General features: G+C 41.9%; 24 protein-coding genes and 1 tRNA gene. 10 read left to right on the forward strand and 15 right to left on the reverse strand.

What is annotated here, in order from left to right:
• Together LPA49_RS14250 and LPA49_RS14255 are read right to left on the reverse strand one after the other, a co-directional pair.
• Positions 1-206, reverse strand: a 206-nt coding sequence (locus tag LPA49_RS14250; RefSeq protein ID WP_178387093.1) for a transposase domain-containing protein, incomplete at its 3' end; no start/stop codon positions are given.
• A 217-nt stretch (positions 207-423) separates the two neighbouring features.
• A tRNA-Ala gene (locus tag LPA49_RS14255) sits at positions 424-499 on the reverse strand.
• Positions 500-664: 165 nt separating this feature from the next.
• Here LPA49_RS14255 and LPA49_RS14260 point away from each other — a divergent pair.
• A complete protein-coding gene (locus tag LPA49_RS14260; protein WP_036973343.1) occupies positions 665-1,051 on the forward strand; it encodes a hypothetical protein in 387 nt (128 codons plus the stop codon).
• Positions 1,052-1,552 (forward strand): prolyl-tRNA synthetase associated domain-containing protein, encoded by a 501-nt coding sequence (locus LPA49_RS14265; protein ID WP_036973342.1) that lies wholly within the window; start codon positions 1,052-1,054, stop codon positions 1,550-1,552. It begins immediately after the preceding gene.
• On the opposite strand, the gene LPA49_RS14270 is transcribed toward LPA49_RS14265, so the two are convergent.
• Positions 1,519-2,655, reverse strand: a complete 1,137-nt coding sequence (locus tag LPA49_RS14270; protein WP_065979391.1) for an MFS transporter — start codon at positions 2,653-2,655, stop codon at positions 1,519-1,521. The two genes, LPA49_RS14265 and LPA49_RS14270, sit on opposite strands and share 34 nt — an antisense overlap.
• 233 nt (positions 2,656-2,888) lie before the next feature.
• On the opposite strand from LPA49_RS14270, the gene LPA49_RS14275 reads away from it, so the two are divergent.
• From LPA49_RS14275 to LPA49_RS14290, 4 genes are all read left to right on the forward strand, one after another.
• Positions 2,889-3,428 carry a DUF2058 domain-containing protein gene (locus tag LPA49_RS14275; protein WP_036973340.1) on the forward strand — a complete coding sequence of 180 codons (540 nt, stop codon included), beginning with the start codon at positions 2,889-2,891 and terminating at the stop codon, positions 3,426-3,428.
• Between the two features lie 127 nt (positions 3,429-3,555).
• Positions 3,556-3,879 carry a c-type cytochrome gene (locus LPA49_RS14280; protein WP_036973339.1) on the forward strand — a complete coding sequence of 108 codons (324 nt, stop codon included), beginning with the start codon at positions 3,556-3,558 and terminating at the stop codon, positions 3,877-3,879.
• A 129-nt stretch (positions 3,880-4,008) separates the two neighbouring features.
• Entirely contained in the window at positions 4,009-4,776 is a 768-nt protein-coding gene (locus tag LPA49_RS14285; protein ID WP_036973338.1) for a class II aldolase/adducin family protein, read from the forward strand.
• Between the two features lie 9 nt (positions 4,777-4,785).
• Entirely contained in the window at positions 4,786-5,961 is a 1,176-nt protein-coding gene (locus tag LPA49_RS14290; RefSeq protein WP_036973337.1) for a mandelate racemase/muconate lactonizing enzyme family protein, read from the forward strand.
• A 64-nt stretch (positions 5,962-6,025) separates the two neighbouring features.
• On the opposite strand, the gene LPA49_RS14295 is transcribed toward LPA49_RS14290, so the two are convergent.
• From LPA49_RS14295 to zapB, 9 genes are all read right to left on the reverse strand, one after another.
• Positions 6,026-6,400, reverse strand: a complete 375-nt coding sequence (locus LPA49_RS14295) for a hypothetical protein (RefSeq protein WP_036973335.1) — start codon at positions 6,398-6,400, stop codon at positions 6,026-6,028.
• An 8-nt stretch (positions 6,401-6,408) separates the two neighbouring features.
• Positions 6,409-7,956 carry a S41 family peptidase gene (locus tag LPA49_RS14300; RefSeq protein ID WP_036973334.1) on the reverse strand — a complete coding sequence of 516 codons (1,548 nt, stop codon included), beginning with the start codon at positions 7,954-7,956 and terminating at the stop codon, positions 6,409-6,411.
• A gap of 46 nt (positions 7,957-8,002) precedes the next feature.
• Positions 8,003-8,845 carry an amidohydrolase gene (locus LPA49_RS14305; protein WP_180311203.1) on the reverse strand — a complete coding sequence of 281 codons (843 nt, stop codon included), beginning with the start codon at positions 8,843-8,845 and terminating at the stop codon, positions 8,003-8,005.
• Positions 8,842-9,567 carry an SDR family NAD(P)-dependent oxidoreductase gene (locus LPA49_RS14310; protein WP_230236859.1) on the reverse strand — a complete coding sequence of 242 codons (726 nt, stop codon included), beginning with the start codon at positions 9,565-9,567 and terminating at the stop codon, positions 8,842-8,844. Before LPA49_RS14310 ends, LPA49_RS14305 begins: the two co-directional genes overlap by 4 nt.
• Before the next feature lie 9 nt (positions 9,568-9,576).
• Positions 9,577-10,065 carry a peptidylprolyl isomerase gene (locus LPA49_RS14315; protein WP_036973331.1) on the reverse strand — a complete coding sequence of 163 codons (489 nt, stop codon included), beginning with the start codon at positions 10,063-10,065 and terminating at the stop codon, positions 9,577-9,579.
• Positions 10,066-10,129: 64 nt separating this feature from the next.
• Positions 10,130-11,629 carry a transglycosylase SLT domain-containing protein gene (locus LPA49_RS14320; RefSeq protein ID WP_230236861.1) on the reverse strand — a complete coding sequence of 500 codons (1,500 nt, stop codon included), beginning with the start codon at positions 11,627-11,629 and terminating at the stop codon, positions 10,130-10,132.
• A 28-nt stretch (positions 11,630-11,657) separates the two neighbouring features.
• Complete coding sequence (locus LPA49_RS14325; protein ID WP_230236864.1) at positions 11,658-12,659, reverse strand: MBL fold metallo-hydrolase; 1,002 nt, start codon at positions 12,657-12,659, stop codon at positions 11,658-11,660.
• 92 nt (positions 12,660-12,751) lie between these two features.
• Positions 12,752-13,051, reverse strand: a complete 300-nt coding sequence (locus LPA49_RS14330) for a cell division protein ZapA (protein ID WP_065979385.1) — start codon at positions 13,049-13,051, stop codon at positions 12,752-12,754.
• On the reverse strand, positions 13,051-13,281 hold the full coding sequence (gene zapB / locus LPA49_RS14335; RefSeq protein ID WP_036973328.1) for a cell division protein ZapB: 231 nt from the start codon (positions 13,279-13,281) through the stop codon (positions 13,051-13,053). Before zapB ends, LPA49_RS14330 begins: the two co-directional genes overlap by 1 nt.
• A gap of 240 nt (positions 13,282-13,521) precedes the next feature.
• On the opposite strand from zapB, the gene LPA49_RS14340 reads away from it, so the two are divergent.
• A complete protein-coding gene (locus LPA49_RS14340) occupies positions 13,522-14,361 on the forward strand; it encodes a 23S rRNA (adenine(2030)-N(6))-methyltransferase RlmJ (protein WP_065979384.1) in 840 nt (279 codons plus the stop codon).
• Positions 14,362-14,443: 82 nt separating this feature from the next.
• Here the strand turns inward: LPA49_RS14340 and LPA49_RS14345 are convergent, their stop codons facing one another.
• The 3 genes from LPA49_RS14345 to LPA49_RS14355 form a co-directional block, all read right to left on the reverse strand.
• Positions 14,444-15,253 carry an META domain-containing protein gene (locus LPA49_RS14345; protein WP_230236867.1) on the reverse strand — a complete coding sequence of 270 codons (810 nt, stop codon included), beginning with the start codon at positions 15,251-15,253 and terminating at the stop codon, positions 14,444-14,446.
• Positions 15,254-15,373: 120 nt separating this feature from the next.
• Entirely contained in the window at positions 15,374-15,940 is a 567-nt protein-coding gene (locus tag LPA49_RS14350) for an alkylphosphonate utilization protein (RefSeq protein ID WP_036973325.1), read from the reverse strand.
• A gap of 75 nt (positions 15,941-16,015) precedes the next feature.
• Positions 16,016-16,786, reverse strand: a complete 771-nt coding sequence (locus LPA49_RS14355) for an ABC transporter substrate-binding protein (RefSeq protein ID WP_065979580.1) — start codon at positions 16,784-16,786, stop codon at positions 16,016-16,018.
• Between the two features lie 103 nt (positions 16,787-16,889).
• Here LPA49_RS14355 and LPA49_RS14360 point away from each other — a divergent pair, with 103 nt between their 5' ends.
• From LPA49_RS14360 to LPA49_RS14370, 3 genes are read left to right on the forward strand one after another with little or no spacing between them, the layout of a single operon-like run.
• Positions 16,890-18,167: an EAL and HDOD domain-containing protein gene (locus tag LPA49_RS14360; protein WP_065979574.1), complete on the forward strand. Its 1,278-nt coding sequence runs from the start codon at positions 16,890-16,892 to the stop codon at positions 18,165-18,167.
• A 54-nt stretch (positions 18,168-18,221) separates the two neighbouring features.
• Positions 18,222-18,827: a paraquat-inducible protein A gene (locus LPA49_RS14365; protein WP_036973324.1), complete on the forward strand. Its 606-nt coding sequence runs from the start codon at positions 18,222-18,224 to the stop codon at positions 18,825-18,827.
• Positions 18,828-18,879: 52 nt separating this feature from the next.
• Positions 18,880-19,233 (forward strand): hypothetical protein, encoded by a 354-nt coding sequence (locus LPA49_RS14370; RefSeq protein ID WP_065979572.1) that lies wholly within the window; start codon positions 18,880-18,882, stop codon positions 19,231-19,233.
• Positions 19,234-19,291: the final 58 nt, after the last annotated feature.

The following is a 19,291-nucleotide window of genomic DNA, read 5'->3' on the forward strand; positions in this document are numbered from 1 at the left end:
ACAGTTTCGTTTCGGAATAAACTCATTCCAATTACAGACCACATAATAGCTTCTAGCGGTAACCGCCTTCTGCGAACAGTGGCAACTCCCGCATGTTCAAATGCTTGTTCAAGAATATCAGGGTCAAGAACCTGCTTAAGTTTGTCGAGTGTATGTACATCATCTAAAAAGGAGGACATATCATCGAAGTGTTGAATTAGAGACATAAAAAAATCCGATACTATTTCTAATATCGGATTGTGAAGCTATGAAAAGATCAGTCAAGTGATCATAAAAATATGCTTAACTGATCTGCATTAGGCTCTGCTCGGCTTTTTTTATGTGAATAAAATTAAGACGGCAAAAAATAACGGATAAACTAGATAATTTTTTTAGATAAGTTTGATATTAAATTTGGCAGAGTGCCTAAGAAAAGTAGGAAGGTGGTGGAGCTAAGCAGGATCGAACTGCTGACCTCCTGCGTGCAAGGCAGGCGCTCTCCCAGCTGAGCTATAGCCCCACATTCCTAAATACAGGATGCTTAAGTCTTACGTCTTAAGCGGGGTGAACTTTAATTATTTTTACATTCGCGGTCAAGTGTTTTTTAAAAAATGATCGAATTTTTACCCTCCGCTTTTATTTTTGATAGACTAGGTCGCATCTACTGTTCAAGGCTTATCCAATAATGAAAAAAATAGCATCGCTTTTGGTTGTTTTATTAGCTGGTTGCGCAAGCCAAGGGGACGCCCCTCCTTTTGAAATTAACAACAAACAGTTTTATGGAAAAAATGATGAGCAGGGAAATAAAATTTTTGCTTATGTTGTGTCAGTAAAAGCGCAAGGCCGAAAGCCTATTAATTTAGATAAGCCGATGACGCGTCGACAATTTAAAGACTTTGCCGAGCAAGAGTACTTTGAAGAGTCGAGCAACTTAAAATTACTGTTAGAAGATCAAGCGGTTGAATTATTAAATGAAGAACTCAAAGAGCGTTCGTATTGCGACGACAAACATGTAATTGACGAAGTATTATGGCGTGATTTGAGTGTGCAATTACGAGGACGTTGTTTGTAAATGTATGCCGATAAAACCAAGCTGGCAGCGGCACTTGCTCAGCTCGCTATTGAATACGAAGAAATAGAACACCCACCATTACATGGCAGCCTCGATGCTGATACGTTTATGGTTGATAGGCCTGGTACGCGACTGAAAAACTTATTTCTGCGTGATAACGAAGGTAAACGTCATTTTTTGGTGATAACAGCCCACGACAAACAGCTTGATTTAAAAGCGATTGCAAAGCAGCAAGGACTTTCGCGGATAGGTTTTGCCTCAGATGAGCGGCTTGCACGTTATTTAAAAGTGCCGCCTGGCTGTGTGTCTATGCTGGCACTTTTAAACGACAAACAAAATAATGTCACGTTGTGGCTTGATCAAGAAATCTGGTTTAATGCGCTTTTTCATTGCCATCCGTTTGAGAACACCGCGACTTGGTTAATGAAAAAAGACGACTTAGAACGCTTCTTTGCCAGTACAGGGCATCAGCCTCGAGTCGTATTCCTTCCTGCTAAATAAACCAACGCGAGCCCTATTAAACATACCAGCAGCAGTACTGCCATAAAGGCAACTTGACCATGTTGCTGGTATATCAGCCCCGGTAACAGTGAACCAAGTGCACCACCACTGTAATAAAACGATACATAGCCCCCATTCGTCACACTGGCAGGGGCGGTACTAATTTTATTAACCAATGGTGCAGCACTTGAATGAATCACAAACATAGCGCCACAAAAACCTGTAAATGCGATGACAAATAACAGCAGCTGTTGACTCATCAACAGCAATATTGTGAGGCTATAAAATAAAAATACCCCAGTGAGCAAGCGCCAAGGAGATGAAGACTTTCTCAGTAGCCAAGGGGTGGCTATTGACGCAAGCGCACCGACTAAGTAGCCAGTATAAACAAGTCCGATTTCGCGCGTGTTAGTAATGGCAAAGCTATCTTGCAGAATAAAGGGCAAATAATTTAACAGCGCTGCAAAGCAAAAGAACATACAAAAAACCGCCCCATAGAGCTTCAAAACTAATGGGCTTTTTAATTGCTTTAAATATAAAAGGGGCGATTGCGGGGTATGAATTGCGGTTGTCTTTTGGGGTTTAGGGATAGCGAAGGCAAGACAGACTAAGCCAATCGCTATCACATAGTAAAAGCTTTGCCAGCTTAAAAAATCAGTAAATAAGGCCGCTAACATACGACCAAAATAACCACCAACAATCGTACTACCAATATATAAGGTCATATTACGCTGTAGTAGGTCGGCTTGGTAAGTGACACCAATATAACTGGTCATCGCGGTGAGTGCGGCTGGCAGCGTAATACCTTGAATAAAACGTATCAAAAGTAACACGTTAAAGCTCGGCGCAAAGGTAAAAATAACGCAGCTAATAGCCAGTATAACCATAGCGATTTTTAAAATAACCAGCGGGTTACGCTTTGCTAAAAATAACCCATACACTAATGGAGCGATTGCTAGCGGGAGCATTGTGGCTGTCATTAAACTGCCGGCGGCGGCTGGCGACACAGAAAAATGGCGAGCAAATAATCCAAGTAGGGGCTGGGGTGCGTATAAAACAAAGAAAATAAATACAGAGCAAAGTAACAAATGTCGCAGCTGCATTTTTAGCTCCGTGAAGAAAAAGTATTAGCTTATAGAGTGCGAGTAATTTTACAAGTATCATAATGATTAAAGTAAGAAATATTGCGTTAAATCAAAGTGTCATGATTTCATCGCGTGTTAATCTGCGTGTAATAATATAAATAGCAAAGATTCAAATGGGTTCAGTACTGTTATTTGTTTGCATAGCTGATTAAAATAGCCCTTATACGCATTTTAATTATTGGAATTTAGTGATGGGTTCATTACAAGATCAGCTACTTAAAGCTGGGCTCACTACCTCGCACCAAGCGAAAGTAGCTAAAACTGAAAAACGTAAGCAGCAAAAGAAAAAAAAGAAAGGGGCTACCAGTAACCCAAGTGATTTGCAAAAGCACATTGAGCAAACCAAGCTCGAGCAGCAGAAAAAAGCAGATGAACTAAATAAAGCGCGTTTGGAAGAGCAAAAACAACGTGAGCAAGTTGCTCGCGTTAAGCAAATTTTAGAGCATAATAATCAGGATGAGATCCGTGGCGATCGCACCTTTAACTTCACCTATGAAAATAAAGTGAAAGAGCTCGACGTAAATGAAAAAACACAAAAAGCGTTAGCGGGTGGTCGCTTAGCGATTTGTGTTTTAGAAGGCCAATTTTTTGTTCTGGAAGATGAACCAGCTCGAAAAGTCGCTGAAGTTAGCGAAGAATATATAGTGTTCCATGTCGAACCCGAAGATAAGCAAAAGGATGAAGACGATCCCTATGCTGATTTTGAAGTGCCTGATGATTTAATATGGTAACCCGCATAACTGCATAGCATTTAGGTTGCTGTAACAATTTTTCGGGGGCAATTTGGGTGCAATATTGTTAAATCATGGTCTACACTAAAGAAAATGTTTTCTAACCCGTTAAAAAGAGAAGATACAAATGAGCAAGATAACTAAAATTCTATGTGGGGCTGGCCTTGCAATGGCTGCAAGCCTATCTTTCAATACAATGGCTGCTGATGGCGCAACGCTATACACAGCAAAACTTTGCCAAACGTGCCACGGTGCAGAAGGTAAAGCACCCATTATGCCGCTATACCCTAAGCTAAATGGCCAAAATAAAGAATACTTACTTGCACAAATGAAAGACATTAAGTCTGGTGCACGTAATAACGGTATGGCTTCTGCGATGAAAGCAATGGTTGCGAACGTATCTGAAGAAGAAATGGCAGCAATTGCAGATTATTTATCACAAGTTAAATAATCCGCTACATTTAATAAAAAAGGCCACATCAATTGATGTGGCCTTTTTGTATCAGCTATTGATCATCGGTTAATAGTGATTTAGACTTCTATACATCTATTTATGCTTGTCGCATATACAAGGTTTTCCATGTTTGACTTACCAAAACTCGATTTAAAAAATAAAGTATCTGAACAAGAATGGCAGCTTCGCGTAGATTTGGCTGCATGCTATCGTTTGGTCGAGCATTTTCGTTGGGGTGATTTAATTTATACCCATTTATCTGCACGCTTACCGGGCACAAATCAGTATTTGGTCAATGCATTTGGTTTAAGCTTTGATGAAGTAACCGCGTCAAACTTAGTGAAGGTTGATTTAGAAGGGAATATTCTCGACGATACACCGTTTAAAATTAACCCTGCAGGTTTCACTATTCACAGTGCTATTCACGAAGTGCGCGATGATGCGCATTGTGTTATCCACCTTCATACCAAAGAGACTATTGCGGTAGCAACGCAAGAAAAAGGTTTACAACCGTTAAGCCAATACTCGATGTTTTCATTGCCGTCACTGTCATACCATGGCTATGAAGGCTTAGCCGTGAACAAGGATGAAAAAAAACGCTTACAAGATGATTTAGGCACTACAAATCATATGCTTTTAGTAAATCATGGCGGTTTAACGGTGGGCCCAACGGTGGGGGATGCATTTATGCGCTTCTATGATTTACAGCGCGCCTGTGAAATTCAATTGGCGATTCAAGCCAGTGGTCAAACAGCTATTCCGGTGCCTCAACCTATTATCGATAATATTTATAATCAAGCGAATGTCGTGCATAGCGGCAGTACTGGAGGCCAATTAGCGTGGCCTGCGATGCTGCGTAAGGCTTATCGCCTTGATCCTAGTTTTGCTCAGTAAGGAGTAACCATGAAAGTTAATCGCGTCGAAGTGTTCGATATTCATTGTCCAGACAGACCTGCTTGGACACCTGTGTTTGTGCGTATTCATACAGATGAAGGTATTAGTGGCGTTGGTGAAGCCGGGCTTGCTTATGACTTAGGTCACAGTGCAGCCGCTGCGATGATCAAAGAAATGGCTGACGCTTTTTTAATAGGCCATGATCCGTTTCAAACTGAAAAGCTATGGTCACGAATGCTACGCGAGAGCTTTTGGGGATTAGGCGGAGGACCTGTTGTCTACGCTGCGATGAGTGCGATTGATACTGCACTGTGGGACATCAAAGGAAAAGCATTAGGTTTACCTGTTTATCAATTGCTAGGGGGTAAAGTTAACGACAAACTTCGTACTTACGCATCGCAATTACAGTTTGACTGGGACAGCGAGTTTAAAGCACTTATTCATCCAGAAGAATATGCAGAAGCGGCATTAAAAGCGATTGCTGAAGGTTACGATGCAGTGAAAGTTGACCCTATCCAATACGATAAGCACGGCAATACTTATTATGACCGCACTAATATTATTTCTCGTGGTGAAATGAAGTTATACCGCGCGCGTATGCAGGCTATTCGTGAAGCAGTGGGTGATGAAGTTGATATTATTTTTGAATGTCATAGTTTGCCAGGGGCAACATCTGCAATTCAAATTGGTGAAATCGCCGAAGAATTCGATTGTATGTATTATGAAGAGCCAGTGAACTACCTAAACCATTCATTGCATGCCAAAGTCGCTGATAAAGTTGCAGTGCCCATAGCCGGTGGCGAGCGCTTGTATAATCGTTGGGGTGTACGTCCTTATCTTGAAGATCAAAGCATTGATGTGCTTCAGCCAGATCTTGGTTTATGTGGCGGTTTCACCGAGACGAAAAAGGTCTGTGATTACGCTGATATTTTTGATGTGCGTATTCAAGCGCATGTATGTGGCGGTCCAGTTGCAACAGCGGCATCGTTGCATTTAGAAACAGCCATTCCTAACTTCTTAATTCATGAGCATCACACTTACGCGATTAAAAAGTGGAATCGTGAGTTATGTATTCAAGACCCACAACCTAAAAATGGCTTTTTCCAAGTATCCGAAGAACCTGGCATTGGTATTGAGTTAAACGATGATGTTGTGATGCGTTCGCAACGTGTCGAAATAAAATAAATAGATTCAGCAATGAAAAAGCCCGTAAGGGCTTTTTTTATAGGTGTTTAGGTATATGTGAGGCTTAGTTAACCGCTTTACACTTTACCAGCGGCAGTGGCTCTGTTGCTTTGCTGTCTAAATGACGAACAAAGCACATTTTATCTTTAATGAGTAATTCAAAGCGATCGGGCATAGAAAGCTGCTTTCCCATGATTGGATTGCCTTGCGCATCTGTGATGCCCATGCTGTCAGTAACGAGGATACTGCTATTGATAAAGGCATCATCGGCGACTGCAATAGGCTGACTGTGCATTAATCTGGCAATACCTTGTGCAATCAAGGTGCTTTGCGGTGTTGTTAACACCGCATGTTGTAGCTTAGGAGTCGGCTCTTGGCTTTGTGCACTACACCCAAGCAAAGTCACAAAGTATATTGCTGTGGCTACTTTAAAGTTCATACACGCCTCTAATACTCAAGTATTTTGTTTTGCTCAATAAGCGTTGTTGCTCGGTTGTCCTGTACTTTTGGTGTATCAGTGAACAGCGCTGGTGCAAAACCCTGTTTGCTGGTCATTGAGCTTGCTACAGGGCATGTGCCAGTCGCTCTGTATGCCAGTGCAGTACTAAGTAATGCTTCATTTTCGTCGCCTAGCTGATGGCTAAAGTCATCGGCGACTGCACAACCTGGGACTCGCACGGGTTGAAACTCACTGCCAGTGCTGTTTTGGGGGGCAAAACCATCGGCATATTCACCAAAGCCTTTATTGTTAACCCCTGTAAATTGAATGCTGAAGTAGGTCGTATCACAGTTATCGGTTGGGTAAAAACCATAGGGTTTACCACAGGTATTTTCCCCTATTTGAATGACCTCAATATTGGCCCCTCTTAAGCCATTAATTACGGCTTCACTGGCTGAACATGTACTGCCTGTTGTTAACACAAAAACACGTTTTAGGTCTAAACTAGGCAATGGTGTGCCAGGGTTGATTGCTGGGTTTTCTGCAAATCCGACAAATTCATCGGTAAACGGCACGGGCTCCAAACGCTCCCCAGTGATTGGGTTAAAGGTTGGGTGTTGATCGTTAAAGATAGTCTTTTCGAAAATTTTGCCGTCAGTATTTTCGGCACCTGCAATCATATAAGCAACTTGACTTGCCATCTGTAGGAAACCACCGGGGTTGTATCGCATGTCGATAATCAGGTCTTTCACATTACGTGCTGCTAATGTATTAAAAGCATCAAATAAGGGCTTTTCTGCAATCGCATTGTGGCGATTAAATTGGAAGTAACCGACTTCTCCATTTGCGAATGTTTTAATATTGCCTACAGCTTGTCCCGTAATAGTTTGGGCTGTCATGGTGACTTCGCGGGTTTCACTGGTGTTGATATCTTTAAACACAAAGGTCGTTACTTTCCCGGATTCAGACGGAAAAAGACCCGCATTGAGTACGTCGACTTCAGCTTGGGTGCTGGCATTTACAAAGTCTACACCATCCACTTCTAACACTTCAAAACCACGCGCTAGGTTTTGTGTTGCCGCGGGTGAGTTGGGTTCGGTATAAGTTATAATGGCTTGACGTGGGGCGCTGGCACTTATTAAACGTATTTTAAAGCCATAGCCAAAGGTTTGTCCCGACTGGCTTTGTGCTCGCCATTCATCGGTGGGTAAACTGGAATGAAAGTTGTCTTTTTTAGCCCCTGACTCCGTGGTGTTTTCGGTTTTTAGTAACGCAAAATAATTGAGAACCCCATCAGTGAGGGCTGGATCACGGTCTATTATTTCATCGTACCAAAGGTATGTTTCATGGCTCCATGAACGCAGCCAGTGCTTTTCATTGAGTGCCTGACATTGTTGATCAAACTTACTCGATGGCTCAAACACACCTTGTGTCCACGTAATGGTGGCTGGGTCTAGATTGCCTGAATCGGAGTTGTCACTCCCACTGCCGCCACACCCAACAAGACTAAATACGCACGCACCTAAAATGGCCGCTTCTTTTGAAAAAATAAACATAACCACTAACCTAAACCGCTTTTATTTAACTAAATATAGCTAGTTTTTAATCAATTTGATAGATTTCGTGGGCGTTTTTGTAGCTTAGACGATGCCATACGCTGTGCTGGTTACACAATGAAAAGTAATGCTGCCAGCATGTCTCGTAGTGTGTCTTTATTTGGCAAACAGGAAAATTACTGGCAAACATAATACGCTGCTCGCCAAAGTATTGCAGCAGTGTATCAAGCAGCCATTGGTGCTTACTTGCAGCCAGTTTGCTGAACTCTAAGCCTGAGAACTTAATCGCAATATTATCACAGCGGCTTAATTTAATAACCGCGTTTAGCCATTGTTGTTCATCGCATATAAAGCCTAAATGGTTAATTACGACTCGTAATGAGGGAAGGGCATGGCAGTATTTTATGAGCTGCTCGGTAATGTGTAGGTTTTCAATTTCAAACTGTGCTTCAAATCGCAAGTTTTGCGCAGCAAGATAGGCTAAGTTTTCAAGGCAATTAGGTGCGAGTAAACGAGTCGCATCTTTACCTTCAGTAATATCGCGAATACCCACAAGGTGTGAATGTGTTAATGCCGAAAGCGCCAGACTAAATTCGTTCAAGGTAGCGTCTATTCGACTATAACTAATGGCTTTGTATTTGTAGCCGTTTAAATGCTGTGCTAGCCAGTTGAGCTCTTTAATAGGGTCATTATTATCGTACCCTGCCTCAATATGAACAAGTGCTTCTAATTGAAATGGGCATGCTGATTTTAGTTGCGCCATGCTAATAGGAGCTTTGATCTTATCGAGGTGAGGCCACGCAGGTGGTTTCTCGCCTTGCAACCAAGTGTATTGACCCTCAGTGAGGTTAAAAAAATGCACATGGGGGTCAATAATCTTGTCGCTCATTGCGTGGTATACCCACCATCAATGCTGTGTAGGCTACCCGTGATAAAGCTTGCCTCAGGGCTAACTAAAAAATTAACCAATGCAGCCACTTCCTCTGGTTGACCTAAGCGCCCTAATGGCTGTAATGCTGCTTCTTCTGCGACGACGGTGGTTTTATCGGCACCGCTTCGCTTGCAGTAAGCGTCAATTGCATTATGAAATAAAGGTGTTTCAATGGTGCCTGGGCAAATAGCGTTAGCGCGAATGTTAAATGCGGCATAATCCAGAGCGGTTGTTTTTGCCATTGAAGCAAGTGCATGCTTTGTTACGTTGTAAGCAAAAGAATTGGGCTTACCAATAAGCGCTTGATCAGAGGCAATTAAAACAATACTACCTTGCCGTTTTGCTTTCATGCTGGGTAAAACTGCTTGAATTGCCGCATACGCGCCTTTTACGTTGAGCGCAAAAAGAGCATCAAACGTTGCCTCGTCAGTATCTTCAATGGTGGCACTTAAATGACGACCAGCATTAGAAATAAGCGCATCGATACGGCCTGTTTCTTGTGCTATATCAGCAATAACCGCTTTTACCTGCTCAACATTACTGACATCACAGTAGCGGTAGTGACCTTCTGATGGTGTAATATCAAGGTTATACACGATGTATGCTTCGCGCGCTAAGCGCTCAACAATAGCCTTACCAATCCCTTTACTGCCACCTGTGACAATAGCAACGTTTGTCATTATTTACCCTTAGTGGCTATGACCACAACCGCCTTCACCATGTACGTGACCGTGCGCTAATTCTTCACGTGTCGCTTCACGGACGTTGAGTACTTCAACGTCAAAAGTCAGTGTTTTACCTGCAAATGGGTGGTTTAAGTCACAATCTGCATTGAAACGACCTACTTTTACAATCGTCACTTGATGACGGCCTTGGTTTGAGTGAACAATCGCAGTCATACCCGGTTTCCACACTTTAGTGTTACCTTGTAAGTGCTTAAGTGGAATACGCTGAATAAGGTCATCAACACGCTCACCATAAGACTCGCTTGGCTCAAGTGTTACACTAAAGCTATCGCCAGCGCTTTTACCTTCAAGGGCTTTTTCAAGACCTGGTAGCATGCCTTCTGTACCATGGATATATGAAAGTGGCTCGCCATCTTTGCTTGATTCAATTTGCTCGCCTGCTTCACTTAATGTGTAGTGGAACTCAACGGCAGTGTCTTTGCTGATTTGCATGTTTTTTCTCTTGTAAACTTAGAATATAAACACTGATTTTACGCTAACCACAATGACACAGCAATCAAGGCTTTTTCAAAGAGCTTTCAATACCCGACAGCATAGCCTCGCTGGCTGATGTTTGAGGGGCTGGTGGCTTTGCTTGAGGAATATGCAAAGTTAGTATGGTGCCTGGTTTTAGTAGGCTAGACGCGCTGAGTTTATTCCAAATAGCCACGTCTTTATGAGGGACATCAAAAAGCTGACTAATGCTCCAAATAGAATCCCCCGGCTTTACTTGATAATCGACAGCAACAGTTGAAACAACGTCTTCTTGTTGCTCTAAATACGGGCTGATATTGTAATCAACTATTAACGATCCAGGCATCGTTTGAGGTTTACTTAGGCGCAATTGCTCACCCACTTTAATGAGGTTCGAGGTTTTATTATTGAGCATTTTTAATTGGCTTATAGGCATATTAAAACGTCTTGCGATGCGATAAAGCGTATCGTCCTTTTGAACGGTGTACTCGCCAATAAAGTTGTTACGAAATAGTTTACTCTGTAATAAAGTACGCTGCTCTATTGGTAATATCAGCGTGTGGGGGCCATTAGGAGAGCTTTGATTCTTTAAATAGCCAGGGTTTAGTTTATGTAATTGGCTACGCCCAATCCCAGATAAACTCGCAATTACCGAAAAATCAAATTGCTGGCCGACATTAAACTCCGTTGTGAGCGGTTTATTAGCGAGTTTTGGGCGTTTTAGGCCTTTTTCAGGGTGTCTGATTAAGTGGCTGAGTGCTAATAATTTAGGGATATACTCAGCGGTTTCTTTTGGTAATGACAGCGACCAGTAATCGGCTTTCTTACCGAGTTTTTTATTCTTCTCGATGGCTTTCTTAACACGCCCTTCACCACTGTTATAGGCCGCGATTGCGTGTAACCAATCGCCATCAAAGCGTTTGTGCAAATAACTGAGGTACGCTAAGGCAGCATCGGTTGAGGCGAGAATATCTTGGCGGCCGTCATACCATTGGTCGCTCTGCACGCCAAAGTGATAGGCAGTTGCCCCAACTAACTGCCATATCCCCACAGCTTGCTCTGATGATTGAATAGTGGGTCTAAAGTCACTCTCTACGAAGGGGAGTAATGCAAGTTCCATCGGTAAATTCTGTTTTTCGACGCGTTTGACGATATGGTAAAGATACGGTGCAGCGCGTCGGTTCACTTTTTCAAGGTAGGCTGGTTGCTTTAAGTACCACTTTATCCGAGCTGTCGTATGCTTATTGGTTTGAAATACCAACGATAGATTATTTGCAATGTGTTGCCACAAATCAGCCGCTCGCGGTTTAGCGAGTGGCGTATCTTTATAAGGTTGAAGTTTTACAGGTTCAGCAGTCTTATCGGCTGTAGCAACAGGTTGCTCAGTCGGCTGTGTTTGTAAGCTTAAATCAGGCTTGAAATGGCTAAAAATCTCTGGCCGAGCCTGTTGCTCTTGTTGTGTATCTTGCTGAGTTGTTTGGCATCCTTGTAGGCCAATAAAAAAACTCAGCAATAGTAAATATTTCAAACGCATTAAAGCCATGTAATAAAATCCCTTTACTATTTTAGCGCTATTTTGACGATTTGGCCTGCTTAAGTCCAGCTTCTAGAAACATGACGAAAGCGCGTTGACCGACTTCATCAAGTTGATAGTCTTGTTTTATTTGCTCAGGAAACAGGGGAATTAACTCACCAATAGGCTTCTCGGGCTGTGCATTTGCAAGTGTCAAAATAGCAGATAAAAATGTTTTCGGCTGATTAAGTTCTGCAGGAGTTAGTTGTGCACCATGACCCGGTAAAATTGTTGTGATAGCACTATTTTGTTGAATCTCAGTTAACGCTGCGAGCCAATTATCTATTTGCCCATGCCCTGGGTAAGGTAACCAATCGGTTATATCTCCACCAAGTAATACCCGGCCATGATCGGCTGTTAATACTAAGTCGCCATGCGTGTGTGCTTGATACGGCATAACAGTAATCGGGTAATCACCAAGGTCGAGATGCGTTTCTTTAGCAATACGGATAGCGGGGGGATTGAGTGTTAATTCGCGCCAACGAAACAGGCGTTGTTTAGCAAGTGATAGTTTTTCTCGCCAAACGGCTTGTTGTTCTTGTGGTTGGCTTGCTAAACGTTGATAACTTAGTTCTATGCTTTTTTCATAGCCATCAAGTTTATCGTTTAAGGCTTTTTGATAGTGGGTGAATTCATTCGCTAGTTGCTGATGAACAATCAATTTTGCATCAGGGAACGTGGCTTGTAACACTGCAAGACCCAGCAAGTGGTCATCATGATAATGACTCGCAACCAAGTAGCATAAAGGTGTTTTTAAGCGCTTTTTCAAACGCTGTGCGAGTTGCTCAACCGCGGCAAAATCACCGCTGGCATCAAACATAAGTGCACACGTTTTACCTTCAATAAGGACCTGGTTTGAATCGTAAAAGCGCAGCGATGCCTGTTGTTGTAAAAATTGAATCTCAGGGCTGATAGTCTGCCATGTAACCTTGGCTTTAGATGAGAAACTTGCTGTTAGTAGCGCTAAAAAAGCCCACATTGATAAAGCATATATGCGCATTCTAATTTGCTCGGTTATTATTCAGGTTGAGCATTGTAAACAAAAAAAGCGCAAGATGCGCTTTTTATATAACCAATACCACTCACGGCGTGTTAAGTCGAGTGAGTTTGGTCTAAGTACTGGCTAAGTTTATCGATTAAAGAGTCATGCTGTTGCTCTTGTTTTGCTTGTTGCGATTGTGCTTCGAGCAATTCATGGCTTAAGTGCAGCGCAGCCATTAATAACGCTTTTTGTTCATTACGAACAGAAGAGCGTTGTTTCATTTGGTCCACTAAGTCATTCAAATGTTGTGCAGCAGCAACTAGGGCGTTCTCTTGACCCGGAGGGCAAGAGAACTCATGTTCTTTACCTAGTAGCTCTACGGTGACCCGCTGACTTTGTGGGCTGCTCATTAGCTAGCCTGGTGTACGCTTTGTAATTTCTCAAGCAGGCCAGTTAATGTGCTGCTTGCTTCTTTTTGTTTTTCTTCGCTATCGAGTACTTCAAGTTGAAGCGTTTCGTTCTCGTCTATTAATTTTGCAGTTTGATCTTTTAAGCTTTTCACTTCGCTTTCAAGTTCGCTGTTTCGGTGGATTAATTTGTCGATCAGTTGTTCGAGTTGGGAAAGGGTTTCGTTATTCATAAATGCGCTCATAAAACTGTGATTATTGTCATGCAAATGTAAAGGAAAGTGTGTTGATATGCCAGCATTTACGCCTGTTTTAGCGTATTTTTATTTAAAATTAAGGTGTAATTCAGCGTGGCTGCATTTTTATTCATTTATGGTTCACTCTGCGCTTAGATTTTAGGATTATTCACTATTTATCATGTACAATATCTTCATCTATTTTTCATGCAGCACTGCATTTAGCGATTTATAAATATGCTTAGTTACCGACACTCTTTTCATGCAGGCAATCCTGCTGATGTGCTTAAACATCTGGTTTTAGCTGAAGTTCTTAAATACCAAACAATTAAAGATAAGCCTCTCGATTATATTGATACCCATTCGGGGGCGGGCTTTTTTGAACTAGCGGGCAGTGATGCACAAAAAACACAAGAGTATTTAGATGGCATAGCAAAGCTTTGGCAGCACCAGAGTGAGCATGCACCGTTAAATGAGTATATAGAGCTGATTAAATCGTTTAACCAGAATGGCGAATTAGATTTCTATCCTGGCTCGCCAAAAATTGCTGAACACTTTTTGCGTCGCCAAGATAATGGCTGGTTTTTTGAGTTACATCCTCGCGACTTAGCATTACTTAAGCAGAATATGATAGGTAAACGCTCTATCCGTGTGCGTGGCGAAAATGGTTTTCAAGGGTTAGTTGGTCTGCTGCCACCGCCATCGCGTCGTGCATGTGTGCTGATTGACCCTCCATACGAAATTAAAGATGACTATGACACGGTGGTAAAAACCCTCGTTAAAGCGCACAAACGCTTTGCAACGGGTACGTACATGATTTGGTATCCGGTCGTTGATCGTGAGCGCATAGATAAAATGGAAGCAGGTTTAATCGCATCTGGCATGCGTAATATTCAATTATTTGAATTAGCCACCGAAGCAGATACTGAGGTACACGGTATGACTGCCTCAGGCATGATAGTGATCAACCCACCATGGAAACTAAAACAGACGATGGACGCGGTTTTACCTGAGCTTGTTTCTGTATTAAGTGACAGTAGTGGCTTTTATCGCAGTGAGCAATTAGTTGAAGAGTAATGCTGCAACAATGTGCCTATTTAATAAAGGGTATAAATAAAAAACGCCCCGCAATTGCGGGGCGTTTTCGTGTTAACTGTCATTAATTCATATAGGTTGCTGCAAATGTAGCAAGGGGTTCGCTGCTGCCATCTAATAGCGTAAGCTGCTCACCATTAATTGAAAATTGCGCTGTCGCAGTGAGTAGAGCAGACATTGCAGCTTCAATATCCATTTGCTCGATACACATTTTCTTAGTACTGGCTAACGGGTTGAAGGTGAGTGATTGATTATTCACGTCATAGCTGCCTGAAAAGCTATTACAGCCAAGGAAACCATGCGTTGAGCCATCTTCTTTAAATTGAATGAAAGGCTCTTTTGTTTCTACTTTAACGGGTTCACCGTTAATCGTGACTGCTTTCCAATATGTATTAGTTAACGTTACATCGGGCTTTTTCGCCGACACTTTAGATACCGTCACTTTATACACATCATTCTGAGCACCTTCAGCAAACGGGTTGTTGTGAGTGGTGCTAATGTATAACAGCTTGCCTTGGTTTTCGATTCGAGCGCCGACGCTATAACGATGGCGATCAGCAATTTTACTTTCATCATACTCAAGTGCGACGTTATAAGGAGGCGCCCCTTTTAACTCAACTTCTTGTTCGCTGATCACGTCTGCTTTTGCATCCATTTTTGATACATCGGCTAACTGCACTTTCAATACAGAGCCTGGTGGCAGCATGCTACGGTCTAAATAAGTAATTTGCGTATTGAGCGTTTTCATTGTTGATTGCTCTGCTTGAGGCGCGGCAGAGTCTTCGCCACAACCGGTAAGAACTAAGCTGCTTCCTAAGATCATTACGCTGCAAAGTGAAGCACGTTTTAAAGATGAAAAGGTATCCGAAGCCATGATATTTTCCTTGCGTTTTTAGTGTTATACACTGAGATTATTGTATTAGCATAAAGTTCGCTGACTTAATCATAGCTTAATTGAGTCAAAGTGGGCGCAAGGCCCATTTTTAATAAGAAATTATTTTTTCACGTATTTTGTTAGAATAACGATACGTTGCCCATCGACACGTCCTTCAATGTGTTCAGGGTTACTGGTTAAACCAATATTTCTTACGGCGGTGCCGCGCTTAGCAACGAGGCTGCTCCCTTTTACATCGAGATCTTTGATTAGCGTTACTGTATCGCCCGCTTGCAGCACAACGCCATTACTGTCGATATGTTTAATGTCATCATCTTCAGCAAGGGCTGTTTGCGCCCACTTTAGCGTGTCTTCTTCAAGGTAAATCATGTCTAAAGCATCTTGTGCCCAGCCATTATCTGCCGCTAAACGTTTTAACATACGATACGCTACCACTTGAACAGCAGGCGTTTGACTCCACATGCTGTCATTTAGGCAATGCCAGTGAGTTGCAGTTAATTCTGCGTTATTTTCGATTTGGTCTTTGCAAGTCTGACAGACATAGATACATTTATCAGAGTGAGCTTCCGTGACAGGAGGGACTTCGTATACAGATAAATTCTCTGTTGCGGCGCACAGTTCACATTGGTTATTACTGCGTTCGATAAGGGCTTGTTCAATGCTCATAGGAGGCTCTTTTTAGTTAACAAGAAAAACAGCGCGCAGTATAGCAAATGTAGCCCCAAAGCGGAATATCCCTAATTATTGTGGGGGTATGTTTTTTGTGTATTTATTGATGATGGTATCAATCGTGCCATTATTTTTAAGTTGCTCAATAGCTGCATTTATATTCTTGAGGAGCGACTGATGTTCTGCTCGGATACGAATTTTCAAATTACCTTGTGAATGAAGGGCGCCAAGCTGCGTATTGATATTGAACCAGTTTGACCAGTATATCGCAGAGAGCTTATCAATAATTGCCACCTCTATTCTGTTGAGTTGTAATGCTTTAACCAGCTCTTTTTCGGAGTGAAAATCAACGCGCGTGAAGCGCTCATCATCATAATAGTAATAGCCAAGTACCGTGCCGACAGGGTGCTTTTTTATTGCCTCTAAATCTTGCCATTTGTTGATATTTTTACTCAAGCTAACAAGGTATTCTTCGACGGTAAATAAATTATCTGAATAGCGGAACATGTCATTTTCTCGCTCTTTCTCACTGAGCCATTCAGGACTGATAACATCAAAATCGATGTGGCCTAAATGAAGATACTTAACCGTGCGTTTGGCTGGCAATTCAATGTGTTGTGCATCAATGTTAGACAGACTTAGCACATGTTGGATGATTTCTGGCAGGATACCGGGCGAGTTTTCGTCATCAATATAGTATGGGTAATAGCTTCCAGAGGCCGTAATATTATACTTTAACGCAGGGGGCGATGCCGCATGCGCAGAGCTAAAAATAGCACCGTATAAAATTATGAAAAATAACGAAAAAATTAAGTGCAATGGACTATGTTTAAAGTTATTCATAAATTTAGTTTGGTCGGGTTTTTCTTTTTTAGCAAGGAAAACATCTTTCACTATACTTATAACAATTGTAATGTGGCTTTAGTTACATTTAGTGAGAAGTAATATGTCAGAGTTAAATATGGAAGGTAAAAAAAGTCAAAACGTGACTCAGTATATAGCCAGGCAGCCAATATTTAATGCTGATAGAAGTGTGTATGCGTATGAATTGTTATACAGAGAATCGAGCGATAATGTTTTTCCGATAGGAACCAGTGATGGCCAAGCCACCGGACGACTCTTTTTTAATGCATTGATGTTAATGGGACTTGAAAAGCTTACAGGGTTTCAACCTGCGTTTATTAATTTATCGACCGATGCCATTCTTGATGATTTTCCGCGACTGCTCCAACCAAGCAGTGCAGTACTCGAAATAGTTGAGCGAACGACAAGTATCCCAAAAGTTGTAACACGTGTTAAACAGCTCAAAAAAGAGGGCTATTTTTTTGCCCTTGATGATTATGATGGCACTGAAAAATGGCAAGACATACTTCCTTTGATGGACTTCATCAAGTTAGAGGTTGAGCATCCTATTATTAAAACCAATATGATGATCAAAAAGCTAAAACGCAGTTACCCAGATGCAATCATAATCGTTGAACGCATCGAAAATTATGATGACTTTAAACAGTTAAAAGACGCGGGTTGTGATTTATTTCAAGGCTTCTTTTTTGCAAAGCCAGAAGTGCTTAGCTTTGGTAATGTTGAACCGTCGAAAATGGCAGTACTTGATTTACTAAGCTGTACAGCAAGGCCTGATATTGACTTTGATGCGGTGCAGCAACGCGTTGGTCGAGACCTTGGTTTAACAGCGCGTATTTTAAGATTGGTAAATGCACGCTCACCTAATTCACAACAAACGATAAAATCAATCTCACAAGCGGTTATTTACTTAGGTGAAGATGCGATTCGTCAGTTTGTCCGTGTTTTAGCATTAAGTGAATTGGGGAATGATAAACCACAAGAATTAACCAAGCTTGCGCTTACACGTGCAAAGTTTATTGCGTTGATGCTTGAACCCGGTGGTAAAGAGCTATCAGAGCAAGGTTATTTAGTCGGATTGCTGTCTGTGCTTGATGCCATTCTCGATATGGAATTAGATAGAGTTACAAAAGAGTTTTCACTCGGCGCAGAACTTTCCAGTGCATTGTTAAGCTTTAATGGTATGCAAGGTATTAGCCTGCGACTTGTTAAAGCAATCGAAGAAGAACAATGGCAAGACGTGCGGTCATTTTTAACCATGATTCGGCCAGCTTCACACATGGACGTTGTATTTAAAGCAATGTACAGCGCACGTGCTTACGCAGATGAAGTATTGACGACCTTGTCATCAATTGCAGACTAATGACATTGAGTTGGTTATTATGCTCGCACTGTTAGTGGATAAGGTTTTTATACCATGCGTTCAATATTTCCAATTGTGACGATTATTTTTGCCCTCGCTTTACTTGTCCCAGGGGTTACTCAGCCCGTTCTCACGTTAGAAGGTAAAATAGATAAATCTAAGTTAGCTAAAACAGGCATTGAAATGTTAGCAGATGAAGGTGACAGAAATACGCGCAGCGTATTGATGATGGCCTCCAGTATGTTAGGTCTTGATAAGCTTGAAGGCGAAATAGACGCGTACAAAAAAACGCGCAGTATTTGGGGCACTGTGAACGAGCTTGCTAACAATAAAAACTACTTAGTAGCGGTACTCGTTGCGGTGTTTTCGATTGTTATCCCGGCAATAAAATTATTGATGCAGTTACTGTATTGTTTTCTTCCCGTGAATAAATTTAAGCAGTTACTCGGTCAACTTATTCAGCAACTCAGCAAATGGAGTATGGTTGATGTGTTTGTCATTGCATTAATCGTTGCTTATTTAGCAGGCAATGCCGATGGTCAAATGGGTGAGTTGATAAAAATGCACGCAGAGCTGGGGGTGGGTTTTTGGTATTTTACTGGCTACTGTTTATTTGCAATAGCCGCTAGTAGCAGTATAAAAATAGAGAAACCCTTGTAGTTGGCGTAATTTTCAGGCTACAATTTACACGATTAATATTTAAGGTATGTTGATGACGCGACTTTCAAGCTATATGTTAATAGCCATGATGCTGCTCACATTTGTGAGTCAGTCAGTTGCGTCTGTGTCAATGGTCTGCGACATGCCGCATGCTTCAATGGCTATGAATCATCATGCCGATATGGACAATGATAACGACATGTCTGACATGGACTGTTGTCATGAAGATACCATGGACAGTGCCGACTGTGCGTGTCCATTTAATGCGTGTACTGCGCATTCACTCCTTCCTCTTAATAACCCAGTGATGAATGCTAACAAACAATCTGAAAAAGTACGTTTGTTTAATGTTAGCCAACGCAGCTACCCTATAAGTTCTTTATATCGCCCACCTATTACTGCTTAAGCAGGATAGGTCTGTCAAAAATTCAGCTAAGCGCTGCTTTACAACCCATTCTGCCCCT

Source organism: Pseudoalteromonas sp. MB41, assembly GCF_020966275.1.
In the GTDB taxonomy this organism is placed as follows: domain Bacteria; phylum Pseudomonadota; class Gammaproteobacteria; order Enterobacterales; family Alteromonadaceae; genus Pseudoalteromonas; species Pseudoalteromonas lipolytica.